Source organism: Streptomyces sp. NPDC005775 (assembly GCF_042871565.1).
Taxonomy (GTDB): domain Bacteria; phylum Actinomycetota; class Actinomycetes; order Streptomycetales; family Streptomycetaceae; genus Streptomyces.
Window position 1 is genome coordinate 37,797 of record NZ_JBIAIU010000010.1, and the last position, 21,727, is coordinate 59,523.

Annotated in this window: 19 protein-coding genes; 10 read left to right on the forward strand and 9 right to left on the reverse strand. The window is 71.4% G+C overall.

Features of this window, described 5'->3' with window-relative positions; genetic code table 11:
- Positions 1-36: 36 nt before the first annotated feature.
- Both ACFYPA_RS22805 and ACFYPA_RS22810 read left to right on the forward strand, forming a co-directional pair.
- Complete coding sequence (locus ACFYPA_RS22805) at positions 37-1,668, forward strand: D-aminoacylase (protein ID WP_359350542.1); 1,632 nt, start codon at positions 37-39, stop codon at positions 1,666-1,668.
- Positions 1,669-1,750: 82 nt separating this feature from the next.
- Entirely contained in the window at positions 1,751-2,608 is an 858-nt protein-coding gene (locus ACFYPA_RS22810) for a DUF1206 domain-containing protein (RefSeq protein WP_359078808.1), read from the forward strand.
- A gap of 45 nt (positions 2,609-2,653) precedes the next feature.
- Here ACFYPA_RS22810 and ACFYPA_RS22815 read toward each other — a convergent pair whose 3' ends face one another.
- The 5 genes from ACFYPA_RS22815 to ACFYPA_RS22835 form a co-directional block, all read right to left on the reverse strand.
- Positions 2,654-3,568, reverse strand: a complete 915-nt coding sequence (locus ACFYPA_RS22815) for a serine protease (protein ID WP_359078806.1) — start codon at positions 3,566-3,568, stop codon at positions 2,654-2,656.
- A 115-nt stretch (positions 3,569-3,683) separates the two neighbouring features.
- Positions 3,684-4,352: a response regulator gene (locus ACFYPA_RS22820; RefSeq protein WP_389133890.1), complete on the reverse strand. Its 669-nt coding sequence runs from the start codon at positions 4,350-4,352 to the stop codon at positions 3,684-3,686.
- Positions 4,349-5,503 carry a histidine kinase gene (locus ACFYPA_RS22825; RefSeq protein ID WP_359078802.1) on the reverse strand — a complete coding sequence of 385 codons (1,155 nt, stop codon included), beginning with the start codon at positions 5,501-5,503 and terminating at the stop codon, positions 4,349-4,351. The genes ACFYPA_RS22820 and ACFYPA_RS22825 overlap by 4 nt, the downstream gene beginning before the upstream one ends.
- Complete coding sequence (locus ACFYPA_RS22830) at positions 5,500-6,339, reverse strand: type II CAAX prenyl endopeptidase Rce1 family protein (RefSeq protein WP_389133893.1); 840 nt, start codon at positions 6,337-6,339, stop codon at positions 5,500-5,502. The genes ACFYPA_RS22825 and ACFYPA_RS22830 overlap by 4 nt, the downstream gene beginning before the upstream one ends.
- 193 nt (positions 6,340-6,532) lie before the next feature.
- Positions 6,533-7,399 (reverse strand): AraC family transcriptional regulator, encoded by an 867-nt coding sequence (locus ACFYPA_RS22835; RefSeq protein ID WP_359313974.1) that lies wholly within the window; start codon positions 7,397-7,399, stop codon positions 6,533-6,535.
- A gap of 143 nt (positions 7,400-7,542) precedes the next feature.
- Between ACFYPA_RS22835 and ACFYPA_RS22840 the strand changes: the two genes are divergently transcribed.
- The 4 genes from ACFYPA_RS22840 (at position 7,543) to ACFYPA_RS22855 (ending at position 10,705) form a co-directional block, all read left to right on the forward strand.
- Positions 7,543-7,755, forward strand: coding sequence for a DUF4287 domain-containing protein (locus tag ACFYPA_RS22840; RefSeq protein WP_359078796.1), 213 nt, complete (start codon positions 7,543-7,545; stop codon positions 7,753-7,755).
- 157 nt (positions 7,756-7,912) lie between these two features.
- Positions 7,913-8,746, forward strand: coding sequence for an arylamine N-acetyltransferase (locus ACFYPA_RS22845; protein WP_359078794.1), 834 nt, complete (start codon positions 7,913-7,915; stop codon positions 8,744-8,746).
- Positions 8,747-8,982: 236 nt separating this feature from the next.
- Positions 8,983-10,194, forward strand: a complete 1,212-nt coding sequence (locus ACFYPA_RS22850) for a pyridoxal phosphate-dependent aminotransferase (protein WP_359078791.1) — start codon at positions 8,983-8,985, stop codon at positions 10,192-10,194.
- 91 nt (positions 10,195-10,285) lie between these two features.
- The gene (locus ACFYPA_RS22855) at positions 10,286-10,705 is read left to right on the forward strand and encodes a hypothetical protein (RefSeq protein WP_359078789.1); all 420 of its coding nucleotides are present in this window, start codon (positions 10,286-10,288) and stop codon (positions 10,703-10,705) included.
- A 227-nt stretch (positions 10,706-10,932) separates the two neighbouring features.
- Here the strand turns inward: ACFYPA_RS22855 and ACFYPA_RS22860 are convergent, their stop codons facing one another.
- Entirely contained in the window at positions 10,933-12,759 is a 1,827-nt protein-coding gene (locus tag ACFYPA_RS22860) for a phosphoenolpyruvate carboxykinase (GTP) (protein ID WP_359313448.1), read from the reverse strand.
- Between the two features lie 211 nt (positions 12,760-12,970).
- Here ACFYPA_RS22860 and ACFYPA_RS22865 point away from each other — a divergent pair, with 211 nt between their 5' ends.
- The 3 genes from ACFYPA_RS22865 (at position 12,971) to ACFYPA_RS22875 (ending at position 15,980) form a co-directional block, all read left to right on the forward strand.
- Positions 12,971-13,672 carry a hemolysin III family protein gene (locus tag ACFYPA_RS22865; RefSeq protein WP_359078785.1) on the forward strand — a complete coding sequence of 234 codons (702 nt, stop codon included), beginning with the start codon at positions 12,971-12,973 and terminating at the stop codon, positions 13,670-13,672.
- A gap of 146 nt (positions 13,673-13,818) precedes the next feature.
- Positions 13,819-15,336 (forward strand): MFS transporter, encoded by a 1,518-nt coding sequence (locus ACFYPA_RS22870; protein ID WP_359078783.1) that lies wholly within the window; start codon positions 13,819-13,821, stop codon positions 15,334-15,336.
- A gap of 11 nt (positions 15,337-15,347) precedes the next feature.
- A complete protein-coding gene (locus tag ACFYPA_RS22875) occupies positions 15,348-15,980 on the forward strand; it encodes a TetR family transcriptional regulator (protein ID WP_359078781.1) in 633 nt (210 codons plus the stop codon).
- A gap of 6 nt (positions 15,981-15,986) precedes the next feature.
- On the opposite strand, the gene ACFYPA_RS22880 is transcribed toward ACFYPA_RS22875, so the two are convergent.
- Entirely contained in the window at positions 15,987-18,005 is a 2,019-nt protein-coding gene (locus tag ACFYPA_RS22880; protein WP_359078779.1) for a thioredoxin domain-containing protein, read from the reverse strand.
- 94 nt (positions 18,006-18,099) lie between these two features.
- Positions 18,100-19,905, reverse strand: a complete 1,806-nt coding sequence (locus ACFYPA_RS22885) for an NAD(P)/FAD-dependent oxidoreductase (RefSeq protein WP_359078777.1) — start codon at positions 19,903-19,905, stop codon at positions 18,100-18,102.
- A 192-nt stretch (positions 19,906-20,097) separates the two neighbouring features.
- On the opposite strand from ACFYPA_RS22885, the gene ACFYPA_RS22890 reads away from it, so the two are divergent.
- Positions 20,098-21,120, forward strand: coding sequence for an SMP-30/gluconolactonase/LRE family protein (locus tag ACFYPA_RS22890; protein ID WP_389133900.1), 1,023 nt, complete (start codon positions 20,098-20,100; stop codon positions 21,118-21,120).
- A 12-nt stretch (positions 21,121-21,132) separates the two neighbouring features.
- On the opposite strand, the gene ACFYPA_RS22895 is transcribed toward ACFYPA_RS22890, so the two are convergent.
- Positions 21,133-21,723, reverse strand: coding sequence for a TetR/AcrR family transcriptional regulator (locus tag ACFYPA_RS22895; protein ID WP_389133903.1), 591 nt, complete (start codon positions 21,721-21,723; stop codon positions 21,133-21,135).
- Between the last annotated feature and the right edge of the window lie 4 nt (positions 21,724-21,727).

Consider the following 21,727-nt stretch of genomic DNA (forward strand, 5'->3'; position numbering starts at 1 on the left):
GTCGCGGAGCTCCCGGGCCCCCTTGAAAGGCATCCCATGGACCTCGTCATCCGCGACGCCCGCGTCATCGACGGCACCGCCACCCCCTCCTACCGCGCCGACGTGGCCCTCGTCGACGGCCGCATCGCGGAGATCCACCACGAGGACTCCCCCGGGCCCCGCCCCACGGCCGCCCGCATCCTGGACGCCGACGGCCTCGCCCTCTCCCCCGGCTTCGTCGACATGCACGCCCACAGCGACCTCGCCCTGCTGCGCGACCCCGACCACAGCGCGAAGGCGGCGCAGGGCGTCACCCTCGAAGTGCTCGGCCAGGACGGGCTGTCGTACGCGCCCGTCGACGACCGCACCCTCGCGGAGGTACGCCGCTCCATCACGGGGTGGAACGGCGACGGGAGCGACATCGACTTCGACTGGCGCACCGTCGGCGAGTACCTCGACCGGCTCGACCGCAACTTCGGCGGCCGGGGCATCGCGGTGAACGCCGCCTACCTCGTCCCGCAGGGCACCGTGCGGATGTACGCGGTCGGCTGGGACGACCGGCCGGCCACCGATGCCGAACTGACCCGGATGAAGCGGCTCGTCGCGCAGTCCCTGTCCGAGGGCGCCGTCGGCATGTCCTCCGGGCTCACGTACACCCCGGGCATGTACGCGGACGACGCCGAACTCACCGCCCTGTGCCGGGTGGTGGCGGAGCACGGCGGCTACTACTGCCCGCACCACCGCTCGTACGGCGCCGGGGCCCTGGAGGCGTACGAGGAGATGGTGCGGCTCACCCGCTCCGCGGGCTGCGCTCTCCATCTCGCCCACGCCACCATGAACTTCGGCGTGAACGAGGGCCGCGCCCCCGAGCTGCTCGGCCTCCTCGACCGCGCGCTCGACGCGGGCGCCGACATCTCGCTCGACACCTACCCGTACACCCCGGGCTGTACGACCCTGGTCGCGATGCTGCCGAGCTGGGCGAGCGAGGGCGGCCCCGAGTCGGTCCTGACCCGGCTGGCCGACGACGCGACGGCGGCGCGGATCCGTCACGACCTGGAGGTCGTGGGGTCGGACGGCTGCCACGGGGTGCCGATCGAGTGGGAGACCATCGAGATCTCCGGCGTCAGCGTCCCGGACCTCGCCCCGTACGTCGGCCGGACGGTCGCCGAGTCGGCGCGGCTGCGCGGCGAGGAGCCCTGGGCCACCGCGCGGCGGCTGCTCATGGACGACCGGCTGGGGACGACGATCCTCCAGCACGTGGGCCACGAGGAGAACGTCCGGCAGATCATGCGCCACCGCGTCCACACGGGCGGCAGCGACGGCATCCTCCAGGGCGACAAGCCGCACCCGAGGGCGTACGGCACGTTCCCGCAGTACCTCGGCCGGTACGCGCGTGATCTGGGCATCCTCTCCCTGGAGGAGTGCGTCGCCCACCTCACCTCGCGCCCGGCCGCCCGTCTGCGGCTGCCCGACCGCGGGTACGTGCGCGAGGGCTACCGCGCCGACCTGGTCCTGTTCGACCCGGCGACGGTCGCGGCGGGCTCGACGTTCGACGAGCCCCGCACCCTGCCGACCGGCATCCCCCACGTGCTGATCGACGGCCGTTTCGTCATCGAGGACGGGAAGCGGACGCAGGTGCTGGCGGGCCGGTCGGTGCGGTCCACGGGGGCGCGGCCCGTCGCGCCGTAGCAGGCCGGCCGCCGTACGGGCGGGGGGTCGGACCGCGGTTCCGCCTGGTTTCCGGGCCCGGGGCGCGGGCACGTGGGAGGTCATGAATATCTCTGTGACAGCCCGCAGGAGTCAGGGAAAGGCGAGACGCGCGGGAAACAGTGCGGCGGTCGAGGCGGGCGGGCGCGCCGGATTCGTGGCGCGCGGGGTGATCTACTTCCTCGTCGGCTTCCTCGCGCTGCGCATCGCGTTCGGCGACGGCGGATCGGGCGGGGGCGGCGGAAAGCAGGCGGACCGGGGCGGGGCACTCGCGGAGATAGCGCAGAAGCCCTTCGGTTCCGTGCTGTTGTGGGTCCTGGGGATCGCCCTGGCGGGCATGGCCCTGTGGCGGCTGTCCGAAGCGGCGTTCGGCGCCGCGGGCCCGGACGGGCACAAGGCGACCAAGCGCCTGGCCTCGGGGGCGCGCGCCGTCTTCTACGCCTTCGTGTCGTACTCGGTCCTGATGTTCGCCGCGGGCGACCGGGGCAGCGGCAGCGGTTCCGGGGACTCGCAGTCGAAGGACGTCACGGCGGAGGTCCTCGGCATGACGGGCGGACGCTGGCTGGTGGCGACGGGCGGTGCGGTCATCGCCGGCGCGGGCCTGTGGATCGCCGGCCGTGCGGCCCTGCGGAAGTTCCACAAGCACCTGCGCATGGGCGAGATGTCGCCCGCCGTACGACGGGCCGTGGACATCACCGGCATCTTCGGCGGCGTCTCGCGCGGACTCGTCTTCGCGGTGGCGGGCGGATTCGCCGTGGCCGCGGCCGTCAAGGCCCGCTCCGGCGAGGCCAAGGGGATGGACGACACCCTGCGGTCCTTCAGCACGACACCGGCCGGCCCGTGGCTGCTGGCCCTGATCGCCGTCGGGCTGGTGGCCTTCGGACTCTTCTCCTGCGCGAACGCCCGGTGGCGCAGGATCTGACCCGGAAGCGGGGGCGGGAACGGTGTCCCCGCCCCCGCCGGCCCGTCACGGCTTGGGCAGCGCACACCCCGCACGGTTGAGGTCGAAGACGTTTCCGGCGCCGATGCACGGCACGATGCCGTACGTCTCCTGGGCGTAGTTGATGCCCTTGCGGACCGTCACCTGCCCGTTCGCGTCGACCTCGCACGGATTGTTGTCCGTGCACCGCTGCCCGTCCTCGTTACCGGTGTTGTTGACGGCGACGACCTTGCCGGTCGCGTTGTCGATCACCGGCGAGCCGGACGTACCGCCGATGGTCTGGCAGGCGGAGGTGTAACGGACCGAGTCCTTCCAGGTCCACTCCCCCTCCTTGAGGCGGTAGACGAACCCGTCGACGTTGCAGCTGTACGTGCGCTTCCAGTACCCGGACACGACGGTGATCGCGGTGCCCTGCACGGGGTGCGCGGTGTTGAGCTCCAGCGCCTTGATGCCGTAGCGACTCTCGATCTGCGCGTACGTGGACGTGAGTTGGTACACCGATATGTCGGTGTCCGTCATCGTCCCGTACGCGATCTTGCTCGCCCGGACGGTGCCGACACCGCTGCCCGAGGCGTTGAGCAGGGTGAAGCTGCGGGTGGAGCGCTGGTTGAACACGACCTCGCCCGGGCCGGGGAAGCCGGACTCCATGCAGTGCCCGTTGGAGAGCACGAGCGCGGGGTCGCCCGGCTGGGAGCCGGGCGCGCGGACGACCGATCCCGAACAGTTGCTGAGCGCCACGGTCCCGGCGAAGCCGATGGCCTTCGCCCGGACGGCCGCGTGGCCGGATGACGCCGCGTCCGCCGCGGTGCGGCTCGCGGTGGCCGCTGCCGCCCTGACCGTGCCGGGCGCTGCCGCGTCGTGGCTTGTGGCCGCTGACGCGGGCGCGGTGCCGGCTCCGAGGAGCAGCACCGCGAAGAGCGCACCGACGAGAGGCTTTTTCATGTGGGGGTCCCCTCAAGTGACCTGCGCAGAGCGTGAGGAGCCTCTGCGACCGGAGTTCTTCCGGTTTTGACATGCGCATGGTGGCGCACTGGAGGGAAGCCCACAAGGGGCGAATTCAGGTCACCAGGCCCTGGCGGTAGGCGTAGACGACGGCCTGGACGCGGTCGCGCAGCCCGAGTTTGGCGAGGATGCGTGACACGAAGGTCTTGACGGTCTCCGGACTGATCAGGAGGGTCACGGCGATCTCGCTGTTGGAGAAGCCGTCCGCGATGAGGCGCAGGACCTCCAGTTCGCGCGGAGTCAGCGGGATGTCGTGGGGCGTGTGGCCGGTCGGCCGGATCCGGGCGGCGTACCGGCCCACGAGCCGGCGCGTCACCTCGGGGTCCAGCAGCGCCTGGCCCGTCCGCACCGTCCTGATGCCGTGCAGCAGTTGGGCGGGGGGCGCGTCCTTGAGCAGGAACCCGCTCGCCCCGGCGCGCAGCGCCTCGTAGACGTACTCGTCCAGGTTGAACGTGGTCACCACGAGCACCTTGACGGGGTGCGCCACCCCGGCGCCGGCCAGCAGGCGGGTGGCCTCGATGCCGTCGAGCACCGGCATGCGGATGTCCATCACCACGACGTCCGGGCGCAGAAGGCCGGCCATCTCGACCGCCGTCCGCCCGTCCCCGCACTCGCCCGCCACCTCGAGGTCGGGCTGGGCGTCGATGATCGTGGCCAGCCCGGTGCGGACCAGGACCTGGTCGTCGCAGACGAGGACCCTGATGGGCGCGGGAGGCTCGGTCACTTGGCGCTCCCGGCGGGTATGCGGGCCCGGACGACGAATCCGCCGCCCGTGCGGGGGTCCGCGCTGAAGTCGCCGCCCAGGACATCGACGCGCTCACGGAGCCCGGCGAGGCCCCGCCCGCTCCCTCCGGGAACCTTGGCCCGTGAGCCGGAACCGTCCGTGCTGACCTCCACGGTGATCTCTCTCTCGCTGTGTCGCACCTGAACCGAAGTGTTGCTGCCGTGCGCGTACTTGAGGGCGTTCGTCAGGGCCTCCTGCACGACCCGGTAGGCCACCAGATCGGCGCTTCCGGTCGACGCGGCCGGTGTGCCCTGCTCGGTGAACTCCACTTCCTGCCCGGCCCGGCGGGTCTGTTCCACGAGGGTGAGGATCCGGCCGACGGTCGGTTTCCTGGCCTCGGCGCCGTGGTCGGGGTTGAGCAGGTCGAGCAGGTGCCGCAGGTCGGTGATGGCCCGCCGGCCGGTGTCGGTGACCGTGGCCAGGGTCCGGTCGAGCCGCTCGGGCGCCGCGGTCAGGTAGCGGGCCGCCTCGGTCTGCACGACCATCGCCGTCACATGGTGGGTGACGATGTCGTGGAGTTCGCGGGCGATGCGGGTCCGTTCGGCGAGGCGGGTGTCCTCGACGACCCGGCGGCGGCGTTCGCTCTCCAGCTCGCGCGTGTGGCGCAGCCACGCCCCGGCGGCCCAGGAGAGGGCCAGCGCCGCGTAGAAGGCCACGAAGCCGGCCAGACTCTCCCCGGGCCCGAGCCGCAGGAGCGCCACCGCCAGGGCCACGTACGCCCCGGAGAGGACGAGCACGGTGGCGCGCCGGTGCCGCGCGAGATGGGAACCCGCACTCAGCAGGGCGACGGGCAGCGCGGAGCCCGCGAGCAGGTGGTAGCCGCTCAGTTGGTCCACGACGAAGCCGAGTGCCACCAGTGCGAGCGCGGCCGACGGCCACCGCCGGCGCACAGCGAGCGGCAGGCTCTGCAGGCAGAGGGCCACGACGCCCAGCACGTCGAGGGAGCGGGCCGGCATGCCGCCGATCTCCGTACCGCGGTTGTACAACGCGGGCACGAGCGACGCGGCGAGGAGAAGCAGTCCGAGAGGGAGATCGCGAACCGTGACGTCCAACCGGTGCCACAGCTCCGAGATCCTTCGCAGTCTGGTCACCGAAGAACTCTAGTCGTGTCCCCGGCCTCAGCGACGCGCCGGCTGCGCCGGGGCACCACGCGGCCACGCCGGTGGGCCATCCACATGAACGCCCCGGTCAGCATCGCGCCGAACAGCACCGCGTACAGACTGCCCTCCGGGCCGAAGTCACCGCCGGTCAGCAGGTGCGAGCCCGAGGTGGACGAGTCCAGGAGCCCCTGCGGGGTGTCGTTGCCCGAGACCTCGGTGCTGAAGATGCCGGACGCGGCGAAGTTCCAGGCGAAGTGCACGCCGATGGGCAACCACAGCGTGCGGGTGGCCGCGTACGCGGCGGCGAGCATGCCGCCGGCCTCGACGGCGATGGCGATGGCGCCCCACAGGCTGGCGTTCGGGTTCAGCAGGTGCATGAGGCCGAACAGGGTTCCGGTCAGGCCCAGCGAGAGCCAGGTGCCGGCACGTTCCTCGATGATCCTGAACAGGATGCCGCGGAAGAGCAGTTCCTCCGTCATGGCGGCGGCGGCCATGAAGCCGATCAGCCCCACGGCTCCGCCGACCGAGCCGATACCGTCGACGTGGTAGTTGCCGGAGAGGGCCAGGTTCACGATGACGGCCCCGAACAGCGCCAGACCGATCAGCACCCCGCGGCCGACGGCCGACCGCGCGCCCTCCGGGGCCAGCTCGGTGACCGGGCGCTGCTCGGTCCGGCCCACCACCCACCGGTAGGCCGGCACGGCGAGCACCGCGACCAGGAGGCCGAGAACCAGCGTGAGCCACGGGTTCCCGTCCACGGCCGCAACGCATTGACCGCCGATCATCCACACCGCGACGATGACCAAAAGCTGCCGGACGACTCGCATACGCACTCCTCTGCCGGGCCGCGGACATCTCCCCCTGCGGCTACGCTCCGACGCTACGGATCCGGCGGACGGGAGTCGTCACCGCACGGTGGACACCTGCGTGTAGCTCGCACGGGGGACAACTCGCTGCCCACGACCTTCCAACACGTCGTGAAGGCCGCGGCGTTCGGCCGCCCCACGCACCGACGCTCCGTCACTTACCGATTCTCTCCACCGGAATCCACAACTGCGCGTCCGCCCGCGCCCCGTCGGGAGAGAGCCGGGTGCGCAGGATCTCGGGACCGGGCCTGCTCCGGTAGGGATTGGACGGGAACCACTCGGTGAACACGTCGCGCCACAGGTACTGGAGGGCCTGCGGGAACGTACCCGAACTGTCGAAGACGGCCCAGGTGCCCGCAGCCACGGGGAGCGCGTCCATGTCCTCGGGGACGGGCGCCGAGCTCACCACCCCGTGGTAGTAGTCCAGTTCGCTGCCCTCGGCACGACTCTCCGCGAGGTCGTCACTCACCTGGACGATCCCCTCCGGCTCCTGGTCGGACAGGCCGCTGATCCGCCCCACGGTCTCCTTGTCGATGCTCCGGATGAACGTGGCGATGGCCGGGTTCATCCCCTCGTGCACCAGAGGAACGCGCGCCTTCCTCCCCACCACACAGAACTTCTCCTTCTCCACGATCCGGTATCGCATGCTGCTGGTCCCTTCGACGATGAGGCGGAAGGACATCCGGGGCTGGGACCGCAGTGCGGCCCCGGTACGCCTGGCCTCGCCGGGGCCGATGCCGTGCACCGTCCGGAACGCACGGGCGAACGCCTCGCCGGATGCGTAGCCGTACCGCACCGCGACATCCAGCAGCGTCCGCTCACCGGCCAGCACCTCGGCACCGGCGACCGTGAGCCGCCTGCGCCGGATGTACTCCGACAGCGGTATCCCGGCGAGTGCGGAGAACATCCGCCTCAGGTGGTACTCCGACGTCATGGCGGTCCTGGCCAGCTCGGCGACGTCGATGCGGTCATCGAGACGGCGCTCGATGTGGTCCATGGCCTCGTTCAGCCGCTCCAGCACCCGGGCCTCCTTCCCTTTCACCCACCACGCTAGGAATCGACCCCCCTGCCCCACCCGACATCCTGTGCCCGGTCCGGTCGGGTGGGAGCCCGTCATACCGCTCTGGACGGGTCGATGTCAGACCCTGCTGCCAGACTTCCGTCATGACCGATGCCGTGAAGGGCCCCGCGAGCTATTTCCCGTCGATCGAGCAGAAGTACGGCCGTCCGGTCGCGGAGTGGAAGGAGCTCATCCGCGCCTCGCCGCTGACCAAGCACATGGAGATCGTGAACTGGCTCAAGTCCGAGCACGCGATGGGACACGGCCACGCCAACGCCCTGGTCGCCCACACCCTCGCCGAGGACAAGACCGCGTAGCGGGCCGTACGGGGGCCGTCCTTCTTCCCGTTTCCGATCATGCGGGCAGCGGCCCCTGTCACGCCCCGGCCCTCACCCGGATCGAGGTACTTCGGAGGTTCACGCCCCCTCACGCGCTCCGCCGCGCACGCCGGTTGGCCGTGACTACTCTCGGGGCATGACTCGCCAAGCCGCTCACGTCCTCGACCTCGACGCCTATCTCGCCCGGATCGGCTGGAGCGGGGAGCGCCGGCCCACCGTGGCCGTGCTGCGCTCCGTGCACCGTGCGCACGCGCTGGGCATCCCGTTCGAGAACCTGGACCCCGTCCTCGGTACCGTGCCCTCGCTCGCCCTCGCCGACCTGGAGGCGAAGCTCGTACGCGGTGAGCGCGGCGGCTACTGCTACGAGCAGAACACGCTGCTGGCGGCCGCGCTGCGGGCACTGGGCTTCGAGGTCACGCTGCTGTGCGCCCGGGTGATGCTGGGCGCCGGCCCCGGGGACGTCCGGCCGCGGACGCACATGCTGATGCGGGTCGGGGTGCCGGGCGAGCCGACGCCCTATCTCGCCGATGTCGGATTCGGTGCCGCGGGCTCGCTGCTGGAGCCGATCCCGCTGGTCGCGGACGCCGAGCTGCACGACACCCCGCGCCACCACCGGCTGGTCCACACACCGCACGACGGACCGCTGGAGAGGTGGGAGCTCCGGGCCGAGACGGCGGACGGGGCCTGGCAGGCGCAGTACGCGTTCACGGTGGAGCCGTTCGAGGCGCCCGACTTCGATGTCATCAACTGGCACATCGCGACCAACCCGCGATCGCCGTTCGAGCACCTGCTGTACGTGCAGCGCACCACCCCGGACTCCCACCTGTCGCTCACGGGCCGCACCCTCGTGGTGACGGCCCACGACGGGAAGCGGGAGGAGCGGGAGCTGGCGGACACCGCGGAGACGGTTCGGGTCCTCGCGGACACGTTCGGGATCCGGCTGCCGGAGGGCGCCCGGCTGCCGGAGTGACGCGGGCGGCGGCGACGGACCGCGGCGCGCCGTGGCGCATGTCACCCGGCCCGGTCCGTCACTTCCCCGTTCCACCCCATTCCAAGCCCCGGTGCGGCGCGCGCCCCGGTTTCCGACGGCCCGTGGGCGCGGGAGCATGCCGATGGAAGCCGGGGCGGGGGACCGACGGACCCGGGTGGGCGAATGGGCGGGGAAAGTCCCGGCAGGCCGCGAAACACAGTCGTAAGCTCGCAGACATGCAGGTCATCCAGTCCACGAAGCTCGCCAACGTCTGTTACGAAATCCGCGGCCCCGTGCTCGAGGAAGCGATGCGGCTGGAAGCCGCAGGTCACCGCATCCTCAAGCTGAACACCGGCAACCCTGCCGCGTTCGGTTTCGAGTGCCCGCCCGAGATCCTCGAAGACATCCTGCGCAACCTCTCCGGGGCGCACGGTTACGGCGACGCGAAGGGGCTGCTGTCCGCACGGCGCGCGGTGATGCAGCACTACCAGACCAAGGGAATCGACCTCGACGTCGAGGACGTCTACCTGGGCAACGGCGTCTCCGAACTGATCCAGATGTCGATGCAGGCGCTGCTCGACGACGGCGACGAGGTGCTCGTACCGGCTCCGGACTATCCGCTGTGGACGGCGTCCGTCTCGCTCGCCGGCGGTACGGCGGTGCACTACCGGTGCGACGAGCAGTCGGACTGGATGCCGGACCTGGCCGACATCGAGCGGAAGATCACCGACCGCACCAAGGCCATGGTGATCATCAATCCGAACAACCCGACGGGCGCCGTCTACGACGACGAGATGCTGCGCGGGCTGACGGAGATCGCCCGGCGGCACAACCTGGTGGTCTGCTCGGACGAGATCTACGACCGCATCCTGTACGACGGCGCGACGCACACGCCGACCGCGGCCATCGCCCCCGATCTGATGGTGCTCACCTTCAACGGGCTGTCCAAGAACTACCGGGTGGCCGGGTACCGCTCCGGCTGGATGGCGGTCTGCGGGCCGAAGGCCCACGCATCCTCGTACATCGAGGGGCTGACGATCCTGGCCAACATGCGGCTGTGCGCCAACATGCCCTCGCAGCACGCCGTGGCCACCGCGCTCGGCGGGCGGCAGTCGATCAACGACCTGGTGCTGCCGGGCGGCCGGATCCTGGAGCAGCGGGACGTGGCGTACGACCTGCTGACGCAGATTCCCGGCGTCACCTGCGTGAAGCCGAAGGGGGCGCTGTACCTCTTCCCCCGGCTCGACCCCAAGGTCTACAAGATCAAGGACGACCGGCAGATGGTCCTCGACCTGCTGCGGGCCGAGAAGATCATGGTGGTGCAGGGGACGGGGTTCAACTGGCCGGAGCCCGATCACTTCCGGGTCGTGACGCTGCCCTCGACGAAGGACCTGACGGACGCGATCGGCCGGATCGCCCGGTTCCTGGACGGATACGGGCAGGTGTGACGCCTCACGTACACCTTCTGTCTCGATGAGGGACAACTTTAGACTGAATCCAAGCTAGGATGGTTCCCACAGCATCACCAGGAGGCCATCCATGTACGAACCGATCCGCACCAAATCGGTCCACACACCGGCCGACCACGCCGGCGACTTCCCGCACCGCACCCGCGAGGAGGAGCTGGACATCCAGCTCGCCGGACACCTGGCCGCCCTGCTCGCGGTCACCGACGAGCTGGGGCTCGGCGAGGCGGGCGACCGCATCGCCGAACAGGTCGCCCGGCTGCGCGGCGCCCCGCCCGCCCGGCACGCCGGCCTGAGCGACGCGCCCGCGACCACCCTCCACCGCCGCGCCCACGCCCTCGCGGGCCGGGCCCTGGTGGTGGCGGCGTCCCGCGCCGACACCGTGGCCGCGATCCTCTCGGCCGAGCGCATGGACGCCCACACCGCAGCGGTGAAGGCCGCTGCCCCCGCCGACTCCCCCGCTGCCCCGTCGCGGCTGGTCGGCGCCCTCTGACGGCCCCGGTCCACGTGCCGTAGAGGCGCGTGGACCGGGTGCCACCCCCCTGACGCACACGGCCGGCCGGGGCCGGGGACCACGCGCGGAAAAGGGAGTGGCCCCCGCAACCGCTGCCGGTTACGAGGGCCAGGGGCGTGTTCGTGCACGTCCCTACCGCGGCAGGCCTTTGACCCCACAGGTCAGGGCGGATGTCGGGAGCCGGGCCGCGGAGATGGAAGGGGCGGTCAACCCAGGCGCTGGACCAGTGCGCGGTACTCGTCCCACAGTTCCTTCGGCGTGTGGTCACCGAAGGTGTTCAGGTGCTCGGGGACCAGCGCCGCCTCCTCGCGCCAGACCTCCTTGTCGACCTTGAGCAGGAAGTCCAGGTCGGACTCGGAGAGGTTCAGGCCCGCGGTGTCGATCGAGCCCTTGGCCGGCAGGATGCCGATCGGGGTCTCGACGCCCTCGGCCTTGCCCTCCAGGCGCTCGACGATCCACTTCAGGACGCGGCTGTTCTCGCCGAAGCCGGGCCAGACGAACTTGCCCGCGTCATTCTTGCGGAACCAGTTCACGTAGTAGATCTTCGGGAGCTTCGACTGGTCCGGCTTGTCCGCGCCGACCTTCAGCCAGTGGTTCATGTAGTCGCCCATGTTGTAGCCGCAGAACGGCAGCATGGCGAACGGGTCGCGGCGCAGCTCACCGACCTTGCCCTCGGCGGCGGCGGTCTTCTCGGAGGCGACGTTGGCTCCGAGGAAGACGCCGTGCTGCCAGTTGAAGGACTCGGTGACCAGCGGGACGGCCGAGGCACGACGGCCGCCGAAGAGGATGGCCGAGATGGGCACGCCCTTCGGGTCCTCCCACTCGGGGGCGATGATCGGGCACTGGCCGGCCGGGACGGTGAAGCGGGCGTTGGGGTGGGCGGCGGGCGTGCCGGACTCGGGGGTCCAGTCGTTGCCCTTCCAGTCCGTGAGGTGCTTGGGGAGCTCCTCGGTCATGCCCTCCCACCAGACGTCGCCGTCGTCGGTGAGCGCGACGTTGGTGAAGACGGAGTTGCCCCACATGGTCTTCATGGCGTTGGCGTTGGTGTGCTCGCCGGTGCCGGGCGCGACGCCGAAGAAGCCGGCCTCGGGGTTGATCGCGTAGAGGCGGCCGTCCTCGCCGAACCGCATCCAGGCGATGTCGTCGCCGATGGTCTCGACGGTCCAGCCGGAGATCGTGGGCTCCAGCATGGCGAGGTTGGTCTTGCCGCAGGCGCTCGGGAACGCGGCCGCGACGTACTTCGACTCACCCCGCGGCGGCGTGAGCTTGAGGATCAGCATGTGCTCGGCGAGCCAGCCCTCGTCGCGCGCCATGACGGAGGCGATGCGCAGCGCGTAGCACTTCTTGCCGAGCAGGGCGTTGCCGCCGTAGCCGGAGCCGTAGGACCAGATCTCGCGGTCCTCGGGGAAGTGCGAGATGTACTTGGTGGAGTTGCAGGGCCACGGGACGTCCTCCTGGCCCTCCTCCAGAGGGGCGCCGAGGGTGTGGACGGCCTTGACGAAGAAGCCGTCGGAGCCGAGCTCGTCGAGGACGGCCTGGCCCATGCGCGTCATGGTGCGCATCGAGACGGCGACGTACGCGGAGTCGGTGATCTCGACGCCGATGGCGGAGAGCGGCGAACCCACGGGGCCCATGCAGAAGGGCACGACGTACATGGTGCGGCCACGCATGGAGCCGCGGAAGACGCCCTTGTCCCCCACGAAGATCTCCCGCATCTCGGCGGGGTCCTTCCAGTGGTTCGTCGGACCGGCGTCCTCCTCCTTCGCGGAGCAGATGAACGTCCGGGTCTCGACGCGCGCGACATCGCTCGGGTCGGATGCGGCGTAGTACGAGTTCGGGCGCTTGATCTCGTCGAGTTTGGTGAACGTGCCCCTGGCGACGAGCTCCCCGCACAGGCGCTCGTACTCGGCCTCGGAGCCGTCGCACCACACCACTCGGTCCGGTTCGGTGAGGGCTGCGATCTCGTCGACCCAGGAGACGAGCTCCTGGTGGTTGGTGGGAACAGTGAGGGGAGCCGCGATGTCGCGCGCCACGATCGCTCCTTGATGAGGGTGTCTGTCTGGTAGGTGCCCCGTGGGGGCCGCGACCCGGATACTTCTACCCTTTCGAATTCCCTGGCGCTCATCCGGTGCCGACCGCACTCATTTGATCATCCGACCGTTCCGCCCATATGTCCAGAGGGCCGCCCACGTGAGCATCGCCACTCGAATTCGCTACCTACGGAGGCGTAGGTACGATGCGGGAATGACTGCCGCATCGGCCGCCGCGCCCGAACCCACCGCGCCGGAACCAGCCGGAACCTTCGAAGCGGAGGTGAAGCCGCGCATGCGCGGCTGGCTGCACGCCGGGATGTTCCCCGCCGTCCTCATCGCGGGCATCGTGCTCATCGCACTGGCGGACAGCACCCGCGGCCGCGTCGCCTGCACGATCTACATCGCGTCGGCGTGCCTGCTCTTCGGCGTGAGCGCGATCTACCACCGCGGCACGTGGGGGCCGCGCGGCGAGGCCGTTCTGCGCCGGCTCGACCACGCGAACATCTTCCTGATCATCGCGGGCACGTACACCCCGCTGACCCTGCTCCTGCTGCCCGAGTCCACCGGGACACCGCTCCTGTGGGCGGTCTGGGCGGCGGCGCTCGCGGGGATCGCCTTCCGGGTGTTCTGGGTCGGCGCCCCGCGCTGGCTCTACACCCCCTGCTACATCGCGATGGGCTGGGCGGCGGTCTTCTTCCTGCCGGACTTCATGCGGAGCGGCGGGATCGCGGTCCTGGTGCTCGTCGTCGTCGGCGGGCTGCTCTACAGCGCGGGCGGTGTCATCTACGGCATCAAGCGGCCGAACCCGTCGCCGCGCTACTTCGGCTTCCACGAGGTCTTCCACTCCCTGACCCTCGCGGCGTTCGCCGTCCACTACGTCGGCATCTCCCTGGTGGCGTACAACCACACCTGAGTACCGACACTCCCGATCACCAGGGCCGCGGCTTTCGAGCCGCGGCCCTTTTTTGCGCGGACAGGCGCGCGAGCACGGACGACATTGACACTGACCATCTTTTGAGAGTTACTGTCACTTGACTGCAACTCTCAAAGGAGTAAGCCATGAACCGACGCTGGTGGGCCCTGGGCGCGCTGGTGGCGAGCATGCTCGTCCTCGGCTTCGACATGACCATCCTCAATGTGGCGCTGCCGACCATGGCGGGAGATCTCGGCGCCACCACCGGCGAACAACAGTGGATGGCCGACGCCTACGTCGTCGTCTTCGCCGCCCTGATGCTCCCGGCGGGCCTGCTCGGCGACCGGTTCGGCCGCCGCCGGATGCTCATCACCGGCCTCGGTGTCTTCCTCGTCGGCTCGATCGCCGGAACCCTCGCCGACGGCGTGAGCGGCGTCGTGGCCGCCCGCTGCGTGATGGGCGTCGGCGGCGCGCTCGTCATGCCGCTCGCCCTCGCCGTACTGCCCTCGCTCTTCGGTGAGCCGAAGGACCGGATCAAGGCCATCGGCATCGTCTCGGCCGCCTCCGCGCTCGGCATGCCGCTCGGCCCGATAATCGGCGGCTGGCTCCTCGACCACTTCTGGTGGGGCTCGATCTTCCTGGTCAACGTCCCCATGGTCGGCATCGGCATCGCCGCCTGCGTGTTCCTGCTCCCCGAGACCCGGGATCCGGCGTCGCCCGAGGTCGACATCGTCTCCACCGCGCTGACCGCCACCGGCCTCGGGGCCCTGATCTACGCCATCATCGAGGCGCCGGGCCGCGGCTGGGGCGACCCGCTGGTGCTCGGCGTCCTGGCCGCCGGCGCGGCGCTGCTCGCCGCGCTCGTCGTCCGGGAGCGCAAGGCCGTCCGCCCGATGCTCGACATGTCCCTGCTGCGGCAGCGGCCGTTCCTGCTCAGCTCGCTCGCCGCCACGCTCGTGATGTTCGTGATGGCGGGGCTGATGTTCATCCTGCCCGGCTACCTCCAGGCCGTCCTGGGCCACGACGCCTTCGGTACGGGGCTGCGGATGCTCCCGATGATGGGCGGGCTCATCGTCGCCGCGAAGGCCGGCGGCCCGGTCACCGGACGGTTCGGGGCCCGCGCCACCATGTCGGCCGGACTCGTGGTGCTCGCCTTCGCCGCGCTGCTCGGCAGCCGTACGACGGTCGACAGCGGCTACGGCTTCACCGCGCTGTGGCTCTCCATCGCCGGCGTCGGCTTCGGCTTCGCCGTCGTTCCCGCCATGGACGCGGCGCTGGGCGCCCTGCCCGCCGACCGCGCGGGGAGTGGATCCGGGCTGCTGATGACCGTACGACAGACGGGCAGCGCCCTCGGGATCGCCCTGCTGGGCAGTCTGCTGGCCGGGGCCTACAGCGGCCGGCTCGACACCACGGGCGTGCCGGCCGCCGCCGCGGACACGGCCGGGGACTCCGTCGTCGCCGCGCACGCCGTCGCCGTACGGCTCGGCGCTCAGCGGCTCGCCGACTCCGCCGACGCGGCGTACGTGCACGGGATGAGCCTGGTCCTGCTGGTCATCGGTGCGACGGCCCTGGTCAGCGCCCTGCTCGTCGGGGCGTTCCTGACCACGGCGGAGCGGCGGCCCGTGGAGTCCCCGGACGTGGCCGCCGCCCCCGTCGATGCGTGACAATGGCGAGTATGGCCGCCACCCCCCGTACCCCCTCCTTCGCCGCACCCGAGGCACAGCCTCCGATGGGGCTGCGCGAGCGCAAGAAGCTCAAGACGCGGGTCGCGATCCGGCAGGCGACGTACCGCCTCATCCAGGAGCAGGGCTACGAGGCGACGACCATCGAGCAGATCGCGGAGGCGGCCGAGGTGTCGCCGAGCACGGTGTTCCGGTACTTCGCGACGAAGGAGGACATCGTCCTCACCGACGAGTACGACCCCATCATGGAAGCAGTGCTCCGCAGCCGCCCCCTGGACGAACCTCCGCTGCAGTCCCTGCGGTTGATGATGCGCGAGGCACTGACGTCGTTCGTGACCGCGGAGGACGAGGAACTGCGCCAGCGCACCCGGCTGATGGTGGAGATCCCCGCCATCCGGGCCCGGATGACGGAGAGCATGTCCGACACCGCCAAGCTGCTCTCCGGGGTGCTCGCCGACCGCACCGGCCGCAGCGCGGACGACGTGCGGGTCCGGGTCTTCATCGCGGCGGTGCTCGGTGCGCTGCGCGAGGTCACGCTGTACTGGGGCGAGCACGGCCAGGAGGGCGACCTGCTCACGATGATCGACGAGGCGCTGGACATGCTGGAGGGCGGCCTGCGGCTGTGAGCCGCCTCAGTCTCCGGCGCCCCTGAGCGCGCGGGCCAGTACCTCCGGGTCCGTGGTCGGCGCGTCGCAGGCGAAGTGCCTGCACACGTACGCCGTCGGCGCCCCGTCCACCATCGGCCGGTCCGCCAGCAGCGGGAACTCCGAGCCCGCCGTCTCCCCCGCCGCGACCACCGCGCCGGGCGCCCGTCCCAGCAGGGCCGTTCGGTGCAGCGCGCCGCCGACCGGTCCGGCGACCGCCACCTCGCGCGGCCCGTCGAGCAGCGCCTCGGCCACCGCGAGCCCCCAGCCGATGAACCGCGGCGCCCGCGGGCCGAGCGCCTTCACGACGCCCAACGCCCCCTCGGCGGCCGTGCGGTGGGGCTCCGACCCGGTGTAGGCCGCGTACGAGAGCAGCGCGCCGGCCGCGGCGGTCCAGCCCGCCGGGGTCGCGCTGTCGGTCGGGTCCTGGGGGCGGCGGATCAACTGCTCGGCGTCGTCGGCCGTGTCGTACAACTGCCCGCCCTCGCCGGTGAAGTGCTGGAGCACGATGTCCGTCAGGAAGCCCGCGAACTCCAGCCAGGCGCCCTCGCCGGTGACGGCGGCCAGGGCCAGGAAGCCCTCCGCGACATCGCCGTAGTCCTCCAGCACCCCGGCGTGCGCTCCGGCGCGGCCGTCCTTCGACGTACGGACCAGCCGGGCGACCGGGCCCATGTGGAGCCGCACCAGCAGGTCCGCCGCCTCGGTGGCACGCTCGATCAGGTCGGGCCGGTCGAAGTACGCGCCGGTCTCGGCGAGCGCGGCGATCGCCAGACCGTTCCACGCCGCGACGACCTTGTCGTCCCGCCCGGGCCGCGCGCGCAGTTCACGGGCCGCGAGCAGCCGGGCCCGCACACCGGCGGCGCGGGCCTCGTCCGTGGCGTCCGCCGCAGGGAGCTGGAGCACGGAGGAACCCTCCTCGAAGGTGCCCTCGTCGGTCACCGCGAAGAGTTCCGCGGCGAACGCGGCGTCCTGATCACCCAGCACCTCGCGCAGCTGCGCGGGCGTCCAGACGTAGTAGGCACCCTCGACGTGCTTGCCGTTCGCGTCCTCGCTGTCGGCGTCCAGCGCGGAGGCGAACCCGCCCTCGGCGGTGCGCAGTTCACGGACCATGAAGTCGGCGGTCTCCAGCGCCACCCGGCGGGCGAGCTCCGAACCGGTGGAGCGCCACAGATGGGCGTACACCCGGCAGAGCAGCGCGTTGTCGTAGAGCATCTTCTCGAAGTGCGGGACGACCCACTCGCGGTCCACCGCGTAGCGGGCGAAGCCGCCGCCCAGCTGGTCGTAGATCCCGCCCCTGGCCATCGCCTCGCAGGTGTCGGCCGCCATCTGGAGTGCGCCGTCCGCCCCGGTGCGGGCGTGGTGCCGCAGCAGGAACTCGATCGCCATGGACGGGGGGAACTTGGGCGCACCGCCGAAGCCGCCGTGCTTCGCGTCGTACTCGCGGGTCAGCCCGAGCAGCCCCTGGGCGAGCTCCGCCTCTCCGGGCAGCCCTTCCCCGCCGAGCGCGAGGGTGCGCTCGGACAGGTCGTGGACGATGCGCGACGCGACCTCGCCGACCTCGTCCCGGCGGTCGGTCCAGGCCGCCGCCACACCTTCGAGGACCTGGCGGAACGACGGCAGACCGTGCCGGGACTCGGGCGGGAAGTAGGTGCCGAAGTAGAAGGGACGCGCGTCCGCGGTGAGGAAGACGGTCATCGGCCAGCCGCCCTGGCCGGTCGCCGCCTGCACCGCCTCCATGTACACGGCGTCCACGTCGGGGCGTTCCTCGCGGTCGACCTTGACGTTCACGAAGTGCTCGTTCATGTACGCCGCCGTGATCTCGTCCTCGAAGGACTCGTGCGCCATGACGTGGCACCAGTGGCACGCCGAGTAGCCGACCGACAGCAGCACGGGCACGTCACGCCGCCGCGCCTCCTCGAAGGCCTCCGGCGTCCAGGGCCACCAGTCGACCGGGTTGTCAGCGTGCTGCAGCAGATAAGGCGAGGTCACACCAGCCAGCCGGTTCATGCGTCCCAGCCTCTCACAGCGCCCGTCCGTGCCATGGAGACCGCACGGACCCCGCCCCGTCCGGCCGAACCGGGCCGGACGGGGGCGGGCACCGTCAGACGCGAGGGGCGGTCCTGGGCCGGAGGGCTTCGCCCATCGACGTCTCGCGCCATTCCTTGAGGAGGCGGTGGAAGGCGACCGCGCCGTGCGGGTAGCCGCCCGGGCCGTTGGGCCGGCCGCGGCCTTCGCGGTTGTAGTAGCCGGGGGTGCACTCCGCGTGGAACCACTCGTGGTCGGGGGCGTCCGCGGCGAGGGTGGCGAGCCAGGCGTCCTCGGCTTCGCGGGGCGGTTCGACGCAGGCGCCCTCGGCCTCGGCGGCCGCGACGAGGGCGGCCGCGTGGATCGCCTGCTCGTCCAGGACGTGCGTGAAGTTGACGCTGCTGGCGTTCTGGAGCGGACCCATCTGCATCAGGTTGGGGAAGCCGTTGCACGTGAGGCCGTGGAGCGTGCGCGGGCCCCGCCGCGCCCAGGTGTGCAGCAGTTGGGCGCCGCCCCGGCCGTGGACGGGCAGCTTGCCGGAGTGGATGCCGGAGGTCCCGACGTTGAACCCGGTGGCGAAGACGAGGCAGTCGAGTGCGTACTCCGTACCGTCGACCACGACACCGTGTGCGGTGACGCGCTCGATGCCGTGGGTGTCCGCGGTGTCGACCAGGGTGACGTTGCCGCGGTTGAACGCCGGGTAGTAGAGGTCCGAGAAGGTGGGGCGCTTGCAGGCGTAGCGGTACCAGGGCTTGAGCTTGTCGGCCGTCTCGGGATCGGTGACGGTGTCCTCGACGCGCGAGCGGAGCTCGTTCATCTTGGCGGCGTCGGCCGCCTCGTAGGCGCTCTCGAAGGCCTCGCGGTCGCCCTGGCGCCGGAAGCTGGGCAGCAGCTTCTCCAGCAGGCCCGCCGACGCGGTCCAGGCGTCCGCCACGAGGTCCTGGTCCGCGCTCTCCCCGGACACGATCCGGAGGTAGTTCTCACGCCGTTCGCGGGCCCAGCCCTCGCGGTCGGCCCCGACGTCCCCGGCGGTGGTGCGGCGGTTGGCCCGTACGTCCACGGTGGAAGGGGTGCGCTGGAAGACGTACAGGTGTGCGGCGTCCTCGGCCAGCATCGGGATGACCTGGATGCCGGTGGCTCCGGTGCCGACGATGCCCACGCGCTTGTCCGCGAGGCCGGTCATGCCGCCCCGGGGGGTGCCGCCGGTGTAGGCGTAGTCCCACCGGGAGGTGTGGAACGTGTGGCCCTCGAAGTCCTCGATGCCGGGTATCCCGGGGAGCTTCGGGTCGGTGAGGGTGCCGGTGGCGGTGACGACGTACGTGGCCCGGAAGGCGTCCCCGCGATCCGTGGCCACGATCCATGTCTCCGCGGCCTCGTCCCAGGTCAGAGCGGTGACTCCGGTGGAGAACAGCGCGTCCTCGTAGAGGTGGAACGTGCGCGCGATCCGCATGGCGTGGCGGCGGATCTCCTCACCGGGGGCGTACTTCCACTCCGGTACGTAGCCCGTCTCGTCGAGCATCGGCAGATACACGTGCGACTCGATGTCGCAGTGGACGCCCGGGTACCGGTTCCAGTACCAGGTGCCCCCGAAGTCGCCGCCCTTCTCGACGATCCGGACGCGCTCCACCCCCTGCTGCCGCAGCCGCGCCCCGGCGAGGATGCCGCCGAAGCCGCCACCGATCACGGCGACGTCGACGGCGTCCCGGAGGGGGGCCCGCTCGGCCGGCTCCGTGTACGGGTCGGCGGCGTAGTAGCCGAACTCGGCGTCGGCGTCACGGTATTGGGCGGCGCCGTCGGGGCGGACACGCCGCTCGCGTTCGAGGCGGTAGCGCTTGCGCAGCGCGGCCGGATCATGGGGGGCCGATTCGTGAGGGTTCGTCATGTGGGGGCTCGTTCCTCGACGGTGGGGCCGCCCCGTACGAGCGGCCGTCCGCTACGGTAACAAGGACCGGACAACAGTGTCCGGTTGAGTTCCGGCGGGGCGACGACATTCGGCCAGGGCGCGTCCGTGCCTCCGGTACGTCATGCGGCGCCGGCCTCGGAACCCTCGCGGCGGACAGGAAGAGTGACCCCCATGCAGCGACATTCGGCCCGGCCCCTGGCCGCGCTCGCCACGATCGGCACGCTGGTCCTCACCGGCTGCGGTACGCAGAGCGCGAACCCCGGGGAGCGGACGGCGACTTCCACCGAGGCGGGCAGGACCATCCGCGCGCAGGAGTTCATGCGGCTCACCCAGGTGCACGACGAGACCGGCATGACGCTGCTGGAGGGGCCCACGTTCGGCGAGGACGGCGGGCTCTTCGTCGTCGACGTCACCGCACCCGAGGGCGAACCCAAGGTCATGCGGGTCGATGTCGGAAAGAAGACCCTCCGGGCGGTCCACACGGACGGGCGGGGGACGTACACCTCCGCGCAGTTCAGCCCGTACGACGGCCGGCTCTACCTCAGCGACTTCTCCCACGGTGAGATCGTGAGCCTGGCCCCCGGCGGCGGCGACAAGCGGACCTTCTTCACCGGCGAGGTCGACGGCGCGCGGATGAACCCCGACGACATCGCCTTCGACGGGGCGGGCAATCTGTACGTCAGCGACTCACGCGGCATGTCCGAGGGCGAGGCGCACGGCCGGGTGGTGCGGATCAGTCGCGACGGCACCGAGGCCCGCGTCCTGGCCCAGGATCTCGCCGCGCCCAACGGGATCTCGTTCGACCAGGACTACCAGGGGCTCTGGTTCAGCGAGCTCACCGAGGACCGGATCTCCTACCTGCGCCTGGACGGGGAGGGGAAGGCTGCCTCCCGCCACACCGCCATCCGCGTCAACGGCGGTATCGCCCAGACCGACTCGATCGCCGTGGACGCCGACGGCAACCTCTACCAGGGGCTGCACGGGCGGGCCGCGATGGCCGTCTACGACCGGTACGGCGCGCGGCTGGCGACGATCGAAGTGCCCTCGCGGGCCAAGGGTCTGGAGTCGGCGACGAACGTGGCCATCACGCCCGGCGGGACCAAGGCGTACATGACCGTGAGCGGCCCCGCCGGCGGATATCTGTACACCTTCGACGCACTCGCCGAGGGCATCCGGCAGTCCAACGGCGGCTGAGGCGGACGCCGTTCAGCCGTCGTAGGGCCGGACCGGTCCGACGTCCACGCCCAGCAGCCGCCACGCGGCCAGCGCCCGCCGCTCCCGCTCCTCGTGGGTGGCGCCGGTGACGGCGGCGGAGGCCATGGCGACCGAGAGCATGAGGTCGTCGGGGGCGCCGAGCCGGTGGCCGTGGGGCAGGTGGCGGCGCAGGGCGCGTTCGACGCGGGCGGACAGCGCCAGGGCGTGGGCGCGGATGCCGGACCGGTCAGCCGCCCAACCGGCGTGTAAAAGACCGATGAAGGCCGCCGACTCCGCGAGGTGCCACGTCAGCACCCCGAGAACACCGGCGAAGGTCATGCCCTCGGCGTCGGCCGCCTGCTCGATCTGCCGCACGTTCTCCTCCAGGACCGCGGCCACGGCGGCGGTCCGGTCCGGGAAGTGCCGGTAGAGGACGCCCTGCCCGACCCCGGCCCTGCGGGCGATCGCGGACAGCGGCGCCTCCAGGCCGTGCTCCGAGAAGACCTCACGGGCGGCGGTGACCAGAGCGGCCCGGTTGCGGGCGGCCGCCTTCGGCCCGTCGTTCGCGGGCCGCCGCGCCTGCTGCCCGGTGTGCTCCATCACCCCG

Bases quoted from the DNA above. Each gene is read 5' to 3' on its own strand.
- ACFYPA_RS22805 (WP_359350542.1), top strand. From the start codon at position 37: ATGGACCTCGTCATCCGCGACGCCCGCGTCATCGACGGCACCGCCACC.
- ACFYPA_RS22810 (WP_359078808.1), top strand. From the start codon at position 1,751: ATGAATATCTCTGTGACAGCCCGCAGGAGTCAGGGAAAGGCGAGACGC.
- ACFYPA_RS22815 (WP_359078806.1), bottom strand. From the start codon at position 3,568: ATGAAAAAGCCTCTCGTCGGTGCGCTCTTCGCGGTGCTGCTCCTCGGA.
- ACFYPA_RS22830 (WP_389133893.1), bottom strand. From the start codon at position 6,339: ATGCGAGTCGTCCGGCAGCTTTTGGTCATCGTCGCGGTGTGGATGATC.
- ACFYPA_RS22840 (WP_359078796.1), top strand. From the start codon at position 7,543: ATGACCGATGCCGTGAAGGGCCCCGCGAGCTATTTCCCGTCGATCGAG.
- ACFYPA_RS22845 (WP_359078794.1), top strand. From the start codon at position 7,913: ATGACTCGCCAAGCCGCTCACGTCCTCGACCTCGACGCCTATCTCGCC.
- ACFYPA_RS22850 (WP_359078791.1), top strand. From the start codon at position 8,983: ATGCAGGTCATCCAGTCCACGAAGCTCGCCAACGTCTGTTACGAAATC.
- ACFYPA_RS22855 (WP_359078789.1), top strand. From the start codon at position 10,286: ATGTACGAACCGATCCGCACCAAATCGGTCCACACACCGGCCGACCAC.
- ACFYPA_RS22865 (WP_359078785.1), top strand. From the start codon at position 12,971: ATGACTGCCGCATCGGCCGCCGCGCCCGAACCCACCGCGCCGGAACCA.
- ACFYPA_RS22870 (WP_359078783.1), top strand. From the start codon at position 13,819: ATGAACCGACGCTGGTGGGCCCTGGGCGCGCTGGTGGCGAGCATGCTC.
- ACFYPA_RS22875 (WP_359078781.1), top strand. From the start codon at position 15,348: ATGGCCGCCACCCCCCGTACCCCCTCCTTCGCCGCACCCGAGGCACAG.
- ACFYPA_RS22880 (WP_359078779.1), bottom strand. From the start codon at position 18,005: ATGAACCGGCTGGCTGGTGTGACCTCGCCTTATCTGCTGCAGCACGCT.
- ACFYPA_RS22885 (WP_359078777.1), bottom strand. From the start codon at position 19,905: ATGACGAACCCTCACGAATCGGCCCCCCATGATCCGGCCGCGCTGCGC.
- ACFYPA_RS22890 (WP_389133900.1), top strand. From the start codon at position 20,098: ATGCAGCGACATTCGGCCCGGCCCCTGGCCGCGCTCGCCACGATCGGC.